This window comes from Acinetobacter sp. ABJ_C1_1, assembly GCF_044684115.1.
GTDB classification, from domain to species: Bacteria; Pseudomonadota; Gammaproteobacteria; order Pseudomonadales; family Moraxellaceae; genus Acinetobacter; species Acinetobacter nosocomialis_A.
In genome coordinates, this window is the sequence record NZ_JBITPU010000002.1 from 159,853 (window position 1) to 174,416 (window position 14,564).

Sequence of the window (14,564 nt, forward strand, 5' to 3'; positions counted from 1 at the left end):
TCTAAATTCCCTTTAATTTTTCTGTATTAGATACCATATATAACTGTAGAACGTTGCCTTTTACACGATACCTAGAGCAACCGTGCTACGAGATAAGGAGTTTTCTCATGATGTTGGCTGACCCTAGCAAAAAATACCGCCGTATGTACCAGCGAGTCGATTTACCAGATCGCCAATGGCCAAATAACGAAATTACAAAAGCGCCAATCTGGATGAGCACGGATTTACGTGATGGTAACCAAGCAATTTTTGAACCGATGAACATGGAACAAAAATTCAAAATGTTCAAAATGCTTGTAAAAATCGGTTTTAAACATATTGAAATCGGCTTCCCGTCTGCATCTCAAATTGACTTCGATTTTACCCGCATGTTAATCGAAGAAAATCATATTCCTGATGATGTGTACATTGAAGTATTGGTTCAGGCACGTGACCATTTAATTGAGCGTACTTTCGAAGCTTTAGCAGGTGCTAAGCGCGCAATTGTGCATATTTATAACTCTAACTCTCCAACCTTCCGTCAAAAAGTGTTGAATGTAGATGTAAATGGCGCAAAACAGTTGGCGATGAATGCAGCTCAGAAAGTGAAAGAATATGCTGCACAGTATCCTGAAACTGACTGGATTTTCCAGTACAGCCCAGAATGTTTCTCTGCAACCGAATTAGAAGTCGCAAAAGATGTCTGTGATGCCGTCACAGAAATTTGGGATGCACGTCCAGATCATAAAGTAATTTTAAACTTACCTGCTACTGTCGAAGTTTCTACGCCAAATGTTTATGCAGACCAAATTGAATGGATGCATCGTAACTTGGCACGTCGTGATGGCGTGATTATTTCTGTTCACTGCCACAATGACCGTGGCTGTGGTATTGCTGCATCAGAACTTGCCATTATGGCCGGTGCTGACCGTGTCGAAGGTTGTGTGTTTGGTAATGGTGAACGTACAGGTAACGTTGACGTTGCTGCGATTGCATTGAACATGTACACCCAAGGTGTAGCGCCAGAGTTAGATTTCTCTAACATTAATGAAGTGATTGCAACGGTTGAAGAATGTACTGGTTTACCTGTACACCCTCGTCATCCATATGCAGGTGACTTGGTATTTACTGCATTCTCTGGTTCACATCAGGATGCAATCAAAAAAGGCTTTGAATACCAGAAAAACGAAGAAATCTGGGATATGCCTTACTTGCCAATCGACCCGAAAGACTTGGGCCGTGACTACGATGCTGTAATTCGTGTAAATAGCCAGTCTGGTAAAGGCGGTATCGCTTACTTATTAGAATCAAACTACAACGTTGTATTGCCGCGCCGTTTGCAAATCGAATTCAGTCAGGTTGTTCAACAATATGCTGATGAGAATGGTACAGAAATTAATGCCAAAGAAATCTGGACCTTGTTTAAAGACGCATATGTCGATGTGAAGAACCACCATTACACAGTCAAAAACTATAAGTTATCTGACATAAATGGTACTCAAATCATTGAACTTGAGATCGACGTTGAAGGTGAAACTCAACAATTACGTGGCGAAGGTAATGGTCCTATCTCTGCATTCTTAAATGCACTTCAATTACCAATTGACGTATTGAACTATGAAGAACGTAGTATTAGTTCAGGTGCAAATGCCAAAGCATTAACCTTAATTGAACTTCAAGTGAAAGGTACTGGTAGAGGCTCGTTTGGTGCAGGTGTTCACGACAACACAGTCACCTCATCAATTGAAGCAATTATTGCATGTACCAACCGTTTGATTGATCAAGGTGTTTTAAGTACAGATCAGGTTGTTGCCGCCGCTGTTTAATTAAAAAAAAGACTTTGGAAAGGATACCTAGCTTGGTATCCTTTCTTTTTATTCCTGAAAGATTTAAAAGGCGAAATGTTCCCGTGTCTTTTCCAGCTGACTCAGTGGGGTTAGTCACTCCGCAAAAGTTCCAATTTGAAGAACCCTTACATCTTGAATGTGGCCGTGTTTTACCACGCTTTGAGTTAATGGTTGAAACTTACGGCACTTTAAATGCAGATAAATCAAATGCGATTTTGATCTGTCATGCCCTTTCCGGACATCATCATGCAGCGGGCTATCACCATGAAGATGATAAAAAAGCTGGATGGTGGGATAGCTGTATTGGCCCGGGTAAGGCAATCGACACAAATAATTTTTTTGTAGTTGCACTCAACAATATTGGTGGATGTAGTGGATCGACTGGTCCAACTTCACCAAACCCTGAAAATGATAATCGCCCTTATGGACCAGATTTTCCATTAGTAACAGTACGCGACTGGGTTAAAACTCAAGCCATGCTTTCTGACCGTTTAGGAGTAAGTGTTTGGTATGCAGTAGTTGGCGGATCATTAGGGGGCATGCAAGCACTACAATGGTCGGTAGACTACCCTGACCGTTTACAAAAATGTGTCGTTATTGCTAGCGCGCCAAAGCTTTCAGCACAGAATATTGCATTTAACGAGGTGGCACGTCAGTCCATCTTGTCTGACCCAGACTTCCATCATGGTCGTTATTTAGAAAATGATAGCTATCCAAAACGAGGCCTAATTTTGGCTCGTATGGTCGGCCATATTACCTATCTTTCTGAAGAAGCGATGAAACAAAAATTTGGTCGTGATTTAAAATCCGGCAAGTTTATGTACGGTTTTGATGTCGAGTTTCAGGTCGAAAGCTACCTGCGTTATCAAGGTGAACAGTTTAGCCGTAACTTTGATGCCAATACTTATCTGATTATGACCAAAGCTTTGGATTATTTTGATCCATCACGTGAGTACGGTCATTCACTTACAGATGCGATGAGTAAAACCAAATGCCAGTTCTTAATTGTTTCGTTCACAACTGACTGGCGTTTTGCACCAAGCCGTTCACAAGAAATTGTAGATGCGCTCATTACCAACCATAAGCCGGTAAGTTACCTCGATATTGATGCTGAACAAGGTCATGACTCGTTTTTATTTCCGATTCCACTGTATGTCAAAACACTGCGCGCTTTCTTAGGCGGTGAAGAACATTTAAAATCGACATCACTGGAGGCAAGCTAATGCGTATTGATCAACAACTGGCAGAAAAGTGGATTAAACCCGGCTCTAGCGTACTCGATTTAGGGTGTGGTGACGGTGAATTACTCGCTCATATGAGCCAAAAGCATCAAATTCGTGCTTATGGTTTAGAAATTGATCAAGAAAAGATTGCAATTGCCGTCAGTCGCGGGTTAAATATTATTCAACAAGATTTGAATCTCGGTTTGAGCCGTTTTGCCGACCAGTCTTTTGACTATGTGGTTATGGCACAGGCTTTGCAAGCCGTAGATGCACCCGATGTTTTATTAAGAGACATGGTGCGTGTGGGTAAACAGGCTATTATTACTTTTCCAAACTTTGCGCATTGGAAGACTCGCTCTTTTCTAGCATTAAAAGGAATGATGCCTGTATCGGATGCTCTACCATATATGTGGTATAACACCCCCAACATTCATTTATGTACGTTTAAAGATTTCGAAGCACTATGTGCGGAAAATCAAATACAAATTATTAATCGACTCGCCGTCAATGGAAACCAGCAGGGAAGCCTGTTAAGCAAACATGTTCCGAATTTGTTTGGTGAAGTCGCTATTTATCGAGTGAGTGCACTATGAAAAAGACATTATTTAGCACACTAATTGCAGGACTGCTAAGTATGCAGGCTCATGCAGATTATATCGCCCAGCCACAATCGGTTGCGAGCCAGGCTGCGCGCTTCTCCACAATGGGGATTCATGACCTTCAAAAAGCAGCTCAAGCTGGCCAAGCTGGCGCACAATTTTATCTTGGAACACGTTACCAATACGGTAAAGATGTAGCAAAAGATGATAAACAAGCATTTACTTGGTTTAAAGCTGCTGCTGACCAAGGTTTATCACCAGCACAGTTAAATGTAGGCCGTATGTACGCCGACGGCATTGGTGTTAAGAAAGATGAGTCTATGGCTCGTAAGTATTTCGAAAAAGCTGCAAGTAACGGCGATAACCGCGCAAGCTATAACCTCGCGATGATGGAAGAGCAAAAGAAAAACTACGTAGGTGCTTACCAGTGGTATGAGCTTTCAACTCGTGATGGCATGCTCGACAATAAAGTGATTAGTTTATCTGAAGGTAAAAAGACTGCTCTTGCTGCAAACTTAACTCAAGAGCAAATTCGTATGGCACGCGACCGTGCGGATAAATGGATTCAAGCTCAATAATAATCCAGCTCAAACTTACTCGACTAAAACCACCTTATATCATCTATAAGGTGGTTTTAGTTTTTAAGCTTCTAATTTTATATTCTATTTGTTTTACTCTATATCCCCTTCCAAAAAACACGTAACATAACTGGCGTTCAATATTGGTTATAAAGTTTGGTTATCTTATGTCTACCCCACATTGGTTTGATCAGGGCTCTTTAGTCCTTGCAAGTAATAACAAAGGTAAAGTCGCAGAGTTTGAAAAACTTTTTGAACAGCTTAAGTTACCTGTAGAAATTATTCCTCAAGGTCGCCTTAATATTCCCGACGCCATTGAAGACGGCTTAAGCTTTATTGAAAATGCCATTATTAAAGCACGTCATGCCTCTAAAATTTCAGGGAAACCTGCTATGGCTGATGACTCAGGTATTTGTGTTCCGGTTTTAGGTGGTGCACCTGGTATTTATTCAGCACGCTATGCTGGAGAACATGGTGACGACGCAGCGAATAATGCCAAATTATTAAATGACCTTTTGCCATACCGTAAAAATGGTGAAGTGATTGAAGGTATGTTCGTATGCGTGCTTGCTTTAGTAACGCATGCTGAAGATCCATTGCCACAAATTTTCCAAGGCATTTGGCACGGCGAAATTTTAGAAGCTGCACGTGGTGAAAATGGCTTTGGTTATGACCCTCTGTTCTGGTTACCTGAGCTACAAGTTTCTAGTGCTGAACTTTCTAAAGAAGATAAGAATAAGATTAGTCATCGTGGACAAGCGATGCAGTTATTCAGAGAGAGCTTGCAGAAATAAAACTTTATATAGCATTTATTTAGTTTAACGTTAAAGCCATTTGCTATCGTGCTAGGCGACATGGATGTCGCCCGTCACTGCCTTGCGCTGATTCCCAAAGCAGTGCTTCGGGAATCGCTCAGGATGTGTCGTCAGTTCGACAAATGGTTTTGTTACTTTTGACGAAACAAAAGTAAATATTGCCTATATACACAAAATAAGCATATAACCATTATTCAAAGGCCGTCTGGTCTAATCTCTTCCTTAGAAGTAAAGATGTAAAAACACTGCATAAATCGCAATACACACACAACTCACAATCGTCCCAGAAGCAATATAAGCCGCAGATCTTCCTGTTCCTTGATAATGTGTTTCTAGCGCTACAATATTGGCTGCCGGTGGCAAACAGAACATTAAAAACATGACTCCAATTTGCTGGCTTATATTTGGAATCGGTAGAAACCTATAAGTTAAGCCACATAGAACAAAGCCACACGCGACTTTAAAGGCTTGAGCTTTTGTACTGTAAATTAAGTCTTTTGCATAAACTCTGGTACGGCGCAGCCACATTCCAAGCACACACATACCTGCAAAAGTCATTGCAAATTTAGCAACCTCATAAACCCAATGTATAGCAGGGCTTTCGATATGCTGGGCCCCTAAAAGTCTGAGCACAACAGCACAAAATATTGATATACAAGGTGGGGAAGTTAAAACCTTTTTTAATATATTGAGCTTACTTTGCGGTGCAGTAGTTACCGCGGTGACAGCCCAAGCATTTCCAAAAAGTGACATCCCAATATATAAAGCGACAATTGGAGCAGTTGCTTCAGGACCAAATAGAGCCATGGCAAAAGGAAAACCAAGCCATCCCATATTGGTATAACTTACGCAAAGTGCCAGTAAGCGGTCTTTAAATAGAGCCAAATAGGCAAAGAAAATAATAAATGCAGACCCAAAACTAAAGAGCATTAAGCTCAAACTTCCAGATTGATAAAAGACCATGTTGTAAATGATCACAATCGGAATCAGGAGTCGTGCAAGCCAAGCTGAAAGAATAGGTTTTATGGTTTCTGCGATGGAGGTCTGAGCAAGTAAAAGTCCGGTGATAAATGCCAATATAGGCAATAGTAATGCCACGTCCTCTCCTCTTGCTCGTTAAAAACAGCTTGTTATGCTACACCTTTTGATTTTGAAATGTATGATCTATTTCACGTAAATTGGTCTAAAATCTAAGTTAAATAAAATTTAAAATTACTCAGATAAATATCTTTAAAAATCTAACCGTAACTGACGACTTATAAATACTGTCTTAAAAATGAAATATAAGTGTCACATTCCTGTCATGGCAACCTGTTGATATAAAGCGAACTAAAAAGAGGTATAAAATCATGGCTGGTTTATCTATTTGGCATGTCGTTATTTTCGCAATTGTCGTTATTTTATTGTTCGGTACATCTAAATTAAAAAATATCGGTAAAGATGTTGGCGGTGCAGTAAGAGACTTTAAAAAATCAGTTCGTGAAGAAGACGAAGCTGCATCTTTAAATACTCCTCGTACGATTGACGCACAAGTTAAAACATCTGAAAGCACATCAGTGAAAAGCTAAAGGTTTGTCCCATGCTTGATGTAGGAATGACAGAGCTACTCTGTTTTGCAATTATTGCAATTTTAGTTTTAGGTCCAGATAAGCTTCCCGAAGCTGCACGTTTTGCAGGTCGTTGGTATGTTCGACTAAAACGCTATATCACCAATTTGCAAAACGAGATTGATCAGGAGCTGCGTCTTTCTGAGTTCCGCAAAGAAATGCAAGAGGAACTTAACCGCATTGAAGCATTGGAACGAAAAGTACAACAGCAGCTTGAAGAAATACAAAAACAGCAGATTTCAGAACATTTAGAAGTTCCAGAAACGCCTAAAACAACACAAAAGCCTATTCGGAAATGTATTCCTATATCAGACCATTACAAAGTGCCGTATGTTGCCAAACCTATGCCTTTAGTTCCTCAAACTGATATTCCAGAAACATCTCCTGTTGAATTGAAGATTGCCGTATGAACCAACTGCCTTCAACCACTGTAAATAGTCAAGAAAACCTAGACCAAATGCCAATCATGAATCATTTGGTGGTTTTAAGACGCCATTTATTCAGGATTGTAGGGGTAACATTATTCTTATTCTTTTGTTTACTACCCTTTCGAAATAATACTTACCAATTATTGTCTGAGCCTTTAAGGTTACAACTTCCTGCATCATCTTCAATGATTGCAACGGATGTAACAGCAACCTTTATGGCGCCATTTAAACTTAATTTATTTGTCGCACTTATGCTTGCAATGCCATTTATTCTTTATGAAATATGGTCTTTTGTTCGCCCTGCGCTTTATCAAAAAGAACGCCATTTAGCGCTACCGTTACTCATTGGCAGTATTGTTCTATTTTATGCAGGCGTCGCTTTTGCTTATTACATTACCTTGCCGGCAATATTACATTTCTTTATTAGCGTTTCACCTGAAACAGTAGCGCCAATGACCGACATTAATAGTTATTTAAGCTTCTGTTTAAAGCTATTTTTAGTGTTTGGTGTCACTTTTGAAATTCCTATCGCAACCTTATTACTGATTTTAATTGGCGTAGTAAATACTCAAAGCCTTGCTGAAAAAAGACGTTTTATTATTGTGGGCTGTTTTTTTGTTGCTATGTTTATTACACCGCCAGATGCGATTTCAATGGTGATGCTAGCGATTCCAATGTGGTTACTTTTTGAAATAGGCCTACTGTTCGGTAAAATTCTTGAGAAGAGAAAAAGCCAGACTGCTGAATAATTTAAAACTTCTCTTTAAAAGCCCAAACATTAAGATTTGGGCTTTTTACTTTTAAATCGCCTTAATTAATCAAATTATAAACTGTCTTCAAAGTGACTTAAAAATGTAAGAAAAGTGTCATTTCCAATCCATAGAATCGACTCAACAAATATACACACAAAAGTTACGGATTTATTATGACAACTGCTTCTAACCACCCAACACGTCGCGATATTTTAAAATGGTTTACGGGGATCCCTTTTCTTCCATTAGGTGCGATGGCTACGGCAGCAACGTTAGCAGGCTGTAATGACAGTAATAATGATTCAGATGTTGTTACTCCACCACCAACAGTAAACTTTAAAAATGCAACGTTTACCTCAATGGCTGCACCATCTTTAGCCAACCCAGCAGCGATGGCAACAACAACTGTTGGATCAAGCCTTTCAATTAGCTGGGAAGATGGCTCAAAAACTGACTACACATTAGCGTACAAGCCATTCTTTACAACTGGTGATCTGGTTGCAGACGGTAAAGGTGGAAAAATTCTAGCGGGTGGTTATGTTGATATTAATAATCAGCCGATTATTGATAAGTCAAAACCAGGTCAAGAACGTCAATTCTTCTCTGACTGTCCAGATGGAAGCTCTTTAATTAGCTTTAAACAAGCAACAGGTCGTGACTTTACCGATGCAGACAAACAAGCTTTAGGTGTTACAGGCAACCCTGTATTTCATGTCGTTCAGTTTGAATATACGACTCGCGACCAAAGCTTAGCGTCTATGTATGGCTTACTACCATCTCCAATTGCGATTTTAACTTTAGACCAAGACCCTAAAACTGGTCATTTAACACTGGTTAAATACCACAATGTCGATACGTCTAAAGTAAACGGTTTATGGATTACTTGTGGTGCAAGCTTATCTCCATGGGGAACTCACCTTTCTAGTGAAGAATACGAACCAGACGCAAACAATGTTGCTGGAAGCTACTTACCAGTATTTAGCAAAAACTTATTTGGTGACAGTACCAAAGGTAACCCATACCACTACGGTCATTTACCAGAAGTGACTGTAAATACAGATGGTACAGGTTCAATCAAAAAACATTACTGTTTAGGTCGTATCTCGCACGAACTTATTCAAGTTATGCCAGATAACCGCACTGCATTGATGGGTGATGATGCAACGAATGGCGGTTTATTCATGTTTGTTGCCGATAAAGAAAAAGACTTATCTGCGGGTACGCTCTATGTTGCTAAATGGAAGCAAACCTCAGGCGTAGGCGCTGGTGCAGGTGATATTTCTTGGATTAACCTTGGCCATGCAACAAGTGCAGAAGTAAAAAGCTGGGCAGATCAATACAAGATTTCAGACTTGATGGATGTAAAAACTACAGATCCTCAAGATGCAAGCTATACCAAAATCCGTTATAGCGGCAAAAATAACTGGGTCAAACTTGTACCGGGTAAAGAGCGTGAAGCGGCTTTCTTAGAAACGCATCGTTATGCAGCTTTAGTGGGCGCAAGTATGGGCTTCACCAAAATGGAAGGCACAACTGTCAATATTAAAGACAAAATCGCATACTCTGCGATGTCTTATGTACAGTCTTCTATGGTTGATAAAACCACTGATATTCAAGTACAGGGTCCAAAAGCTGGTGCAGTTTATGCGCACACTTTAAAAGGCAGCCAAGTTGACAACAAAGGTCAGCTCATTAACAGTGAATGGGTATCGACTCATATGGAACCGCCAGCAGCTTTAGTGGGTGAAGACCTCACCACTGCTGATGCTTTGGGTAACCTTGCAAATGCAGATAAAATTGCAAACCCAGATAACATTAAGTTCTCTGAAAACTTACGTACGCTCTTCATTGGTGAAGACAGTGGTATGCACGTAAATAACTTCTTATGGGCATATAACGTAGATACCAAACAATTAAGCCGTATCTTATCAACACCTGCTGGTGCTGAATCGACAGGTTTACATGCTGTAGATGCAGTGAATGGCTGGACTTACATCATGAGTAACTTCCAGCATCCGGGTGACTGGGAATCTCCATTACACGATAAAGTAAAAGCGACTCTTGATCCTCTTGTTCGTGCAAACTACAAAGATCGTTTTGCAGCGGCAGTTGGTTATATTACGGCTGACCCTCTAGCACCATCTGTTGTAAAGAAATAATTCTTACCGCAACTCAAAAGAAGCCTGCTTTATGCAGGTTTCTTTTATTTAAAAACCCCCATAAAAATAAAAAGTACTTTTCTTTTTGACTAAACGATCAAATTTTTCATTAAGTTATCATTAAAACGTCAAGACCTCGTCATATTCAAAACTTAAGCTAATCAAGACATTTAGAAAAAACTTATTTTGAATTAGGAATTTAATATGAACGACTTGACCCCATATCATGAAGATCAGGAACTAGACAACAACACTTCGAACAATATTCACTTTCGTGATGTTTTAGACCAATACGTAAGTCGTCGTAGTCTCATTACTAAAGCAGCAAGCGGGGCTGTGGCATTAACTTTAGCCTCCACTTTAACGGGCTGTAATGATAATAACGATGACTCTGGCTCCAACAACGGTGGAACTGCTCCAGTCGATCCGAATAAAAAGCCAGAAAAACTTACCTTTACGCCAGTTGCTAAAAATTTAAATGATATTGTGACCGTACCAGAAGGTTATGAGGCAAATGTGATTTACGCTTTAGGTGACTCTATTAATCCTTCTTTTGGTGATTGGGACGATAACAATATTCCATCTGGTCCAAGCTTCCAGTTTCGCTCTGGCGACTGCCACGATGGTATGCACTATTTTGGTTTAAACACATCAACAAACCGTTTTGATGACACTGTTTCAGCACAAGGTTTATTGGTGATGAACCACGAATACATCAACCAAACCTTTCTACACCCTAAAGGTCCAACCAAAGTTGATGGACGCCGCCCAGAAGACGAAGTCATTCGTGAAACCAATGCCCATGGGGTTTCTGTAGTACATATTAAAAAAGACCCTGCTACTCAAAAAGTCGAGGTTGTAAAAAACTCTATTTTTAATAGACGTATTACAGGTTCTACAGTCATGGACTTCGCTGGTGTAGCAGCAGGGTCTAACTTACTTTCAACGCGCTTTTCACCTGCTGGCCGTCAGACTCGTGGTACACACAATAACTGTGGTAATGGCTATACACCTTGGGGAACATACTTAACCACAGAAGAAAACTTTATCGGTTATTTTGCCCGTAGCACAACTGATGATGCGCTACGTACTCCAGAAGAAATTATTGCCCTTAAACGCTATGGCCTTAAAGCAGGGTCGAGTTCTCGTTACGGTTGGGAAACCGCAATTGGGCAAGTAGAGGCACAAGACCTATATGACCGCTGGAATGCCGATGTAAAAGCGGCTCAAGCAACCCAAGATTACCGCAATGGACCAAACACATTTGGCTGGATGGTCGAAATTGACCCATTTGATAACCGTCAAAATCCGGTTAAACGTACCTCATTAGGCCGTTTTGCCCATGAAGACAGTGCATGTCGTGCCGTAGCAGGTCAACCAATCGCATTTTATATGGGTGATGACTCTCGTGGCGAATATATCTATAAGTTTGTTTCAACCGCAGTGTGGGACACAAAAGATATAAACGGCGGCTATGCAGCCGGTGACAAATACATGAACTCAGGTAAGTTGTATGTTGCCAAATTTAATAACGATGGTTCAGGTCAATGGATTGAACTTGCCTACGGTAAAAATGGTTTAAATGAAAGTAACACGACCTATCCATTTAAATCTCAGGCAGACGCAGTCACTTTTGCGCGTTTAGCAGCAGATTCAGTCGGTGCAACAAAAATGGACCGCCCAGAATGGGCAACCGTTAACCCGATTAATGGTGAAATTTATGTCACACTCACCAACAACTCAAACCGTGGTAAAGATTACCCTACAGATGCAGCCAACCCTCGTAACTATACTGACCTATATGCAGGCACAAAAGAACAAAAGGGAAATGTAAACGGCCATATCATTCGTTTTAGAGAAGCCGATGACAAAACAACTGCTGAAACCTTCAAATGGGACATTTACTTATTTGGTGCAGAAGCTTCGATGGCTTCAAACATCAACTTGTCAGGCTTAACAGACAATAACGACTTTTCATCTCCAGATGGTATGTGGTTTGACCCACGCGGTGTTCTCTGGATTGAAACAGATGACGGTGCTTATACAGATGTCACCAACTGTATGATGCTTGCTGCCCTACCAGGTCAAATTGGTGATGGCGGTGCGGCAACTACATCAAATGGTCAGCAAACCATAACAGGCGCTAAAGTTACAGATGCAACATTACGCCGTTTCTTAGTCGGACCAAAGCAATGTGAAATTACTGGTATTGCCATGACACCGGACTATAAGGCAATTTTCATTAATGTTCAGCACCCTGGTGAAGATTCGTCAAGTTACGCAAAACCAGAAAGTAACTGGCCTGCCACACAAAAAGACCCAAGCAACAAAACTGCGCGCCCACGTTCGGCAACTGTAGTTATTACCCGTAAAGATGGTGGTGTTATTGCTGGTTAATTTATTTCTCCCTAGAAAAATGCCGATCATTTGATCGGCATTTTGTTAACGATTTAGAAGTATCTGCTGCTGTACAATTTGGCCGCTATGTTCGCCTTGCTGGGTCTTTTCCAACCAAATCCATTCATTATTGGTCATTCTTAAAAAATTCGAACAACGTGTTCCATATACTGGGCTTTGAATAAAAGTCGATGATAATAACTCTTCCATTTCTGGTTGAATGCCCGTATTTGGCAACAATGCTGTGGTGACTTTACGTTCATCTTCTAAAATATCCCACGCTGCATGTTGCAAGCTTAACTCTTCTGTTTTGTGCTGATGCATAGGCAAGAACTCTTGCGTAAAACGGGTTCTTAAATGTCTGGTTTTCTCCCAGTGATCGGACATTAAACCATTCGAAACCACATATACGCCGTTGGCTAATACTTGAGGAGCCTCACCGCGGTTACTCATATAGACTGCCTGATCAGCATTTCCCATAAACAAGTTAAAACCAGCAAAGTTCTGTTGCTGTTGTTCCAATTGTTGCGCAAAGCGAATCGGCAACAAATCCGACTCTAAAAAAGCCTGAACCAAATGACCTCGAGACGTCTCGTATTGCTGTTTATCACGTCCATCACGGAAATTAGTTAACACAGCCCATCGACCCTGTGGCGTAACGCCCATCCAAGTGCCACCGGACTGTAAGTCTTGCCCTGCAATGATGGGTGCATGTTCCCATTGATGCAACAATGCGGTTGGTCGGTGATAAAACTCATCACGGTTTGAAATAAGACACAAGGGCATATCATCCAGAACATGCCATGCTAAAGCCACAATACACATTGATTCTTGTTCCCTATGTTTACACATTGAATGTACAACATTTTTCACATCATTCCGCTACAATCTGTCAAAACGTAAGATCAAGGAGCAGCAATGCTGACCTATCCTAATATCGATCCGGTCGCAATACATCTAGGACCTCTTCAAGTCCATTGGTATGGACTCATGTATTTATTGGCATTTTTATGTGCTTGGGGACTCGCTTCCTACCGTGCCAAACAGCGTGATGGCTGGACATCGGACATGGTTTCCGATCTGGTGTTTTACGGCGCTTTAGGTGTTGTGCTCGGCGGACGTATCGGCTATGTGCTTTTCTATGAGTTTGATAAATTCCTTGAAAACCCAATCTGGCTATTCCAAGTCTGGACTGGTGGTATGAGCTTCCACGGCGGCTTCTTAGGCGTTATGATTGCAATGCTATTCTGGTGTAAAAAATATCAAAAAACATGGTTCCAGACACTCGACTTTATTGCCCCGTGTGTACCGACAGGCTTAATGTTCGGACGCTTCGGTAACTTTATTGGTGGAGAGTTATATGGTCGCGCGGTTACAGATCCGAATTATCCATTCGGAATGATTTTCCCAACCGATCCATTACATTTAGTTCGCCACCCTTCTCAAATTTATCAAGCACTTTGTGAAGGTCTAATTCTATTCATTATCTTGTGGTGGTTTAGTTCAAAACCTCGCCCACGTATGGCCGTTTCAGCACTATTTTTAATGGGTTACGGCGTTGCACGTTTTGTAATGGAATTCTTCCGTCAACCCGATGCCGACCAAGGTTTCATTTTATTTGGTTGGATGACTAAAGGTCAGATTCTTACAGTTCCAATGTTACTCATTGGCCTTTGGATGATGTGGTATGCCTATCAAAAGAAAATTTATGACTGGGGCCCACAAAAGAACAGTTAACATCTAAATCAGAGGAGTTTCGGCTCCTCTTTTTTATGCTACAGTTTTTATCTCCCAAGAAAGAAGATACACCATGCTGGAATTCTGGTTTAACAAGCAAGTCCCGACTTTTAAAAAATTAATGATCTTAATTATTACCCTCTTAATCTGTATTGGGTTATATCAATATCAACCATTACCGTTAGATACTATTTTAATGTTTACGGGAACTGGGGTTATTTTTTTAATCTGCCGCTACTTTAAATTGCATTTTGCTCAAAGTAACCCAACCGGTTTACTTTACCGTCTATTTACATGGGTCCCTATTGCCCTCTTGTTTGCACTTATTTTTGTGAAAGCCATGCCTAACTTACTTATTTGGGGCGTTCAAGGCATTGCATTTATGGCGCTTGCTGCTTTTATTTTTTCACCACAATCGTTATTTAACAAATAGGCTCCCGTTT

14 protein-coding genes are annotated in these 14,564 nt (G+C 40.7%); 12 read left to right on the top strand and 2 right to left on the bottom strand.

What is annotated here, in order from left to right:
* Positions 1-107 precede the first annotated feature (107 nt).
* From leuA to rdgB, 5 genes are all read left to right on the top strand, one after another.
* Positions 108-1,805 (top strand): 2-isopropylmalate synthase, encoded by a 1,698-nt coding sequence (gene leuA, locus ACG59Z_RS04885; RefSeq protein ID WP_400198141.1) that lies wholly within the window; start codon positions 108-110, stop codon positions 1,803-1,805.
* An 83-nt stretch (positions 1,806-1,888) separates the two neighbouring features.
* Positions 1,889-3,049, top strand: coding sequence for a homoserine O-acetyltransferase (locus ACG59Z_RS04890; RefSeq protein WP_311087139.1), 1,161 nt, complete (start codon positions 1,889-1,891; stop codon positions 3,047-3,049).
* Positions 3,049-3,642, top strand: a complete 594-nt coding sequence (gene metW, locus ACG59Z_RS04895) for a methionine biosynthesis protein MetW (protein WP_001217230.1) — start codon at positions 3,049-3,051, stop codon at positions 3,640-3,642. Before ACG59Z_RS04890 ends, metW begins: the two co-directional genes overlap by 1 nt.
* A complete protein-coding gene (locus ACG59Z_RS04900) occupies positions 3,639-4,226 on the top strand; it encodes a tetratricopeptide repeat protein (protein ID WP_000751694.1) in 588 nt (195 codons plus the stop codon). Before metW ends, ACG59Z_RS04900 begins: the two co-directional genes overlap by 4 nt.
* A gap of 167 nt (positions 4,227-4,393) precedes the next feature.
* A complete protein-coding gene (gene rdgB / locus ACG59Z_RS04905; RefSeq protein WP_004698813.1) occupies positions 4,394-5,020 on the top strand; it encodes an RdgB/HAM1 family non-canonical purine NTP pyrophosphatase in 627 nt (208 codons plus the stop codon).
* Between the two features lie 243 nt (positions 5,021-5,263).
* On the opposite strand, the gene ACG59Z_RS04910 is transcribed toward rdgB, so the two are convergent.
* On the bottom strand, positions 5,264-6,139 hold the full coding sequence (locus ACG59Z_RS04910) for an AEC family transporter (protein ID WP_400198147.1): 876 nt from the start codon (positions 6,137-6,139) through the stop codon (positions 5,264-5,266).
* Between the two features lie 251 nt (positions 6,140-6,390).
* Between ACG59Z_RS04910 and ACG59Z_RS04915 the strand changes: the two genes are divergently transcribed.
* From ACG59Z_RS04915 to ACG59Z_RS04935, 5 genes are all read left to right on the top strand, one after another.
* The gene (locus tag ACG59Z_RS04915; protein WP_002053267.1) at positions 6,391-6,609 is read left to right on the top strand and encodes a Sec-independent protein translocase subunit TatA; all 219 of its coding nucleotides are present in this window, start codon (positions 6,391-6,393) and stop codon (positions 6,607-6,609) included.
* Between the two features lie 11 nt (positions 6,610-6,620).
* Complete coding sequence (gene tatB, locus ACG59Z_RS04920; RefSeq protein WP_400198150.1) at positions 6,621-7,058, top strand: Sec-independent protein translocase protein TatB; 438 nt, start codon at positions 6,621-6,623, stop codon at positions 7,056-7,058.
* Positions 7,055-7,825 (top strand): twin-arginine translocase subunit TatC, encoded by a 771-nt coding sequence (gene tatC, locus ACG59Z_RS04925; RefSeq protein WP_002053474.1) that lies wholly within the window; start codon positions 7,055-7,057, stop codon positions 7,823-7,825. Before tatB ends, tatC begins: the two co-directional genes overlap by 4 nt.
* 176 nt (positions 7,826-8,001) lie before the next feature.
* Positions 8,002-9,987 carry a PhoX family protein gene (locus ACG59Z_RS04930; protein ID WP_396462517.1) on the top strand — a complete coding sequence of 662 codons (1,986 nt, stop codon included), beginning with the start codon at positions 8,002-8,004 and terminating at the stop codon, positions 9,985-9,987.
* Positions 9,988-10,191: 204 nt separating this feature from the next.
* The gene (locus tag ACG59Z_RS04935) at positions 10,192-12,384 is read left to right on the top strand and encodes a PhoX family protein (RefSeq protein ID WP_400198152.1); all 2,193 of its coding nucleotides are present in this window, start codon (positions 10,192-10,194) and stop codon (positions 12,382-12,384) included.
* Between the two features lie 45 nt (positions 12,385-12,429).
* Here the strand turns inward: ACG59Z_RS04935 and ACG59Z_RS04940 are convergent, their stop codons facing one another.
* Positions 12,430-13,209 carry an NRDE family protein gene (locus ACG59Z_RS04940; protein ID WP_400198323.1) on the bottom strand — a complete coding sequence of 260 codons (780 nt, stop codon included), beginning with the start codon at positions 13,207-13,209 and terminating at the stop codon, positions 12,430-12,432.
* Positions 13,210-13,302: 93 nt separating this feature from the next.
* Between ACG59Z_RS04940 and lgt the strand changes: the two genes are divergently transcribed.
* Complete coding sequence (gene lgt / locus ACG59Z_RS04945; protein ID WP_200000190.1) at positions 13,303-14,121, top strand: prolipoprotein diacylglyceryl transferase; 819 nt, start codon at positions 13,303-13,305, stop codon at positions 14,119-14,121.
* A gap of 73 nt (positions 14,122-14,194) precedes the next feature.
* Positions 14,195-14,554 carry a hypothetical protein gene (locus ACG59Z_RS04950; protein WP_174742772.1) on the top strand — a complete coding sequence of 120 codons (360 nt, stop codon included), beginning with the start codon at positions 14,195-14,197 and terminating at the stop codon, positions 14,552-14,554.
* Positions 14,555-14,564: the final 10 nt, after the last annotated feature.

What these genes read in the sequence shown, in the direction of transcription:
- leuA (WP_400198141.1), top strand. Translation starts at nt 108, where the DNA reads ATGATGTTGGCTGACCCTAGCAAAAAATACCGCCGTATGTACCAGCGA.
- metW (WP_001217230.1), top strand. Translation starts at nt 3,049, where the DNA reads ATGCGTATTGATCAACAACTGGCAGAAAAGTGGATTAAACCCGGCTCT.
- ACG59Z_RS04900 (WP_000751694.1), top strand. Translation starts at nt 3,639, where the DNA reads ATGAAAAAGACATTATTTAGCACACTAATTGCAGGACTGCTAAGTATG.
- rdgB (WP_004698813.1), top strand. Translation starts at nt 4,394, where the DNA reads ATGTCTACCCCACATTGGTTTGATCAGGGCTCTTTAGTCCTTGCAAGT.
- ACG59Z_RS04915 (WP_002053267.1), top strand. Translation starts at nt 6,391, where the DNA reads ATGGCTGGTTTATCTATTTGGCATGTCGTTATTTTCGCAATTGTCGTT.
- tatB (WP_400198150.1), top strand. Translation starts at nt 6,621, where the DNA reads ATGCTTGATGTAGGAATGACAGAGCTACTCTGTTTTGCAATTATTGCA.
- tatC (WP_002053474.1), top strand. Translation starts at nt 7,055, where the DNA reads ATGAACCAACTGCCTTCAACCACTGTAAATAGTCAAGAAAACCTAGAC.
- ACG59Z_RS04930 (WP_396462517.1), top strand. Translation starts at nt 8,002, where the DNA reads ATGACAACTGCTTCTAACCACCCAACACGTCGCGATATTTTAAAATGG.
- ACG59Z_RS04935 (WP_400198152.1), top strand. Translation starts at nt 10,192, where the DNA reads ATGAACGACTTGACCCCATATCATGAAGATCAGGAACTAGACAACAAC.
- ACG59Z_RS04940 (WP_400198323.1), bottom strand. Translation starts at nt 13,209, where the DNA reads ATGTGTATTGTGGCTTTAGCATGGCATGTTCTGGATGATATGCCCTTG.
- lgt (WP_200000190.1), top strand. Translation starts at nt 13,303, where the DNA reads ATGCTGACCTATCCTAATATCGATCCGGTCGCAATACATCTAGGACCT.
- ACG59Z_RS04950 (WP_174742772.1), top strand. Translation starts at nt 14,195, where the DNA reads ATGCTGGAATTCTGGTTTAACAAGCAAGTCCCGACTTTTAAAAAATTA.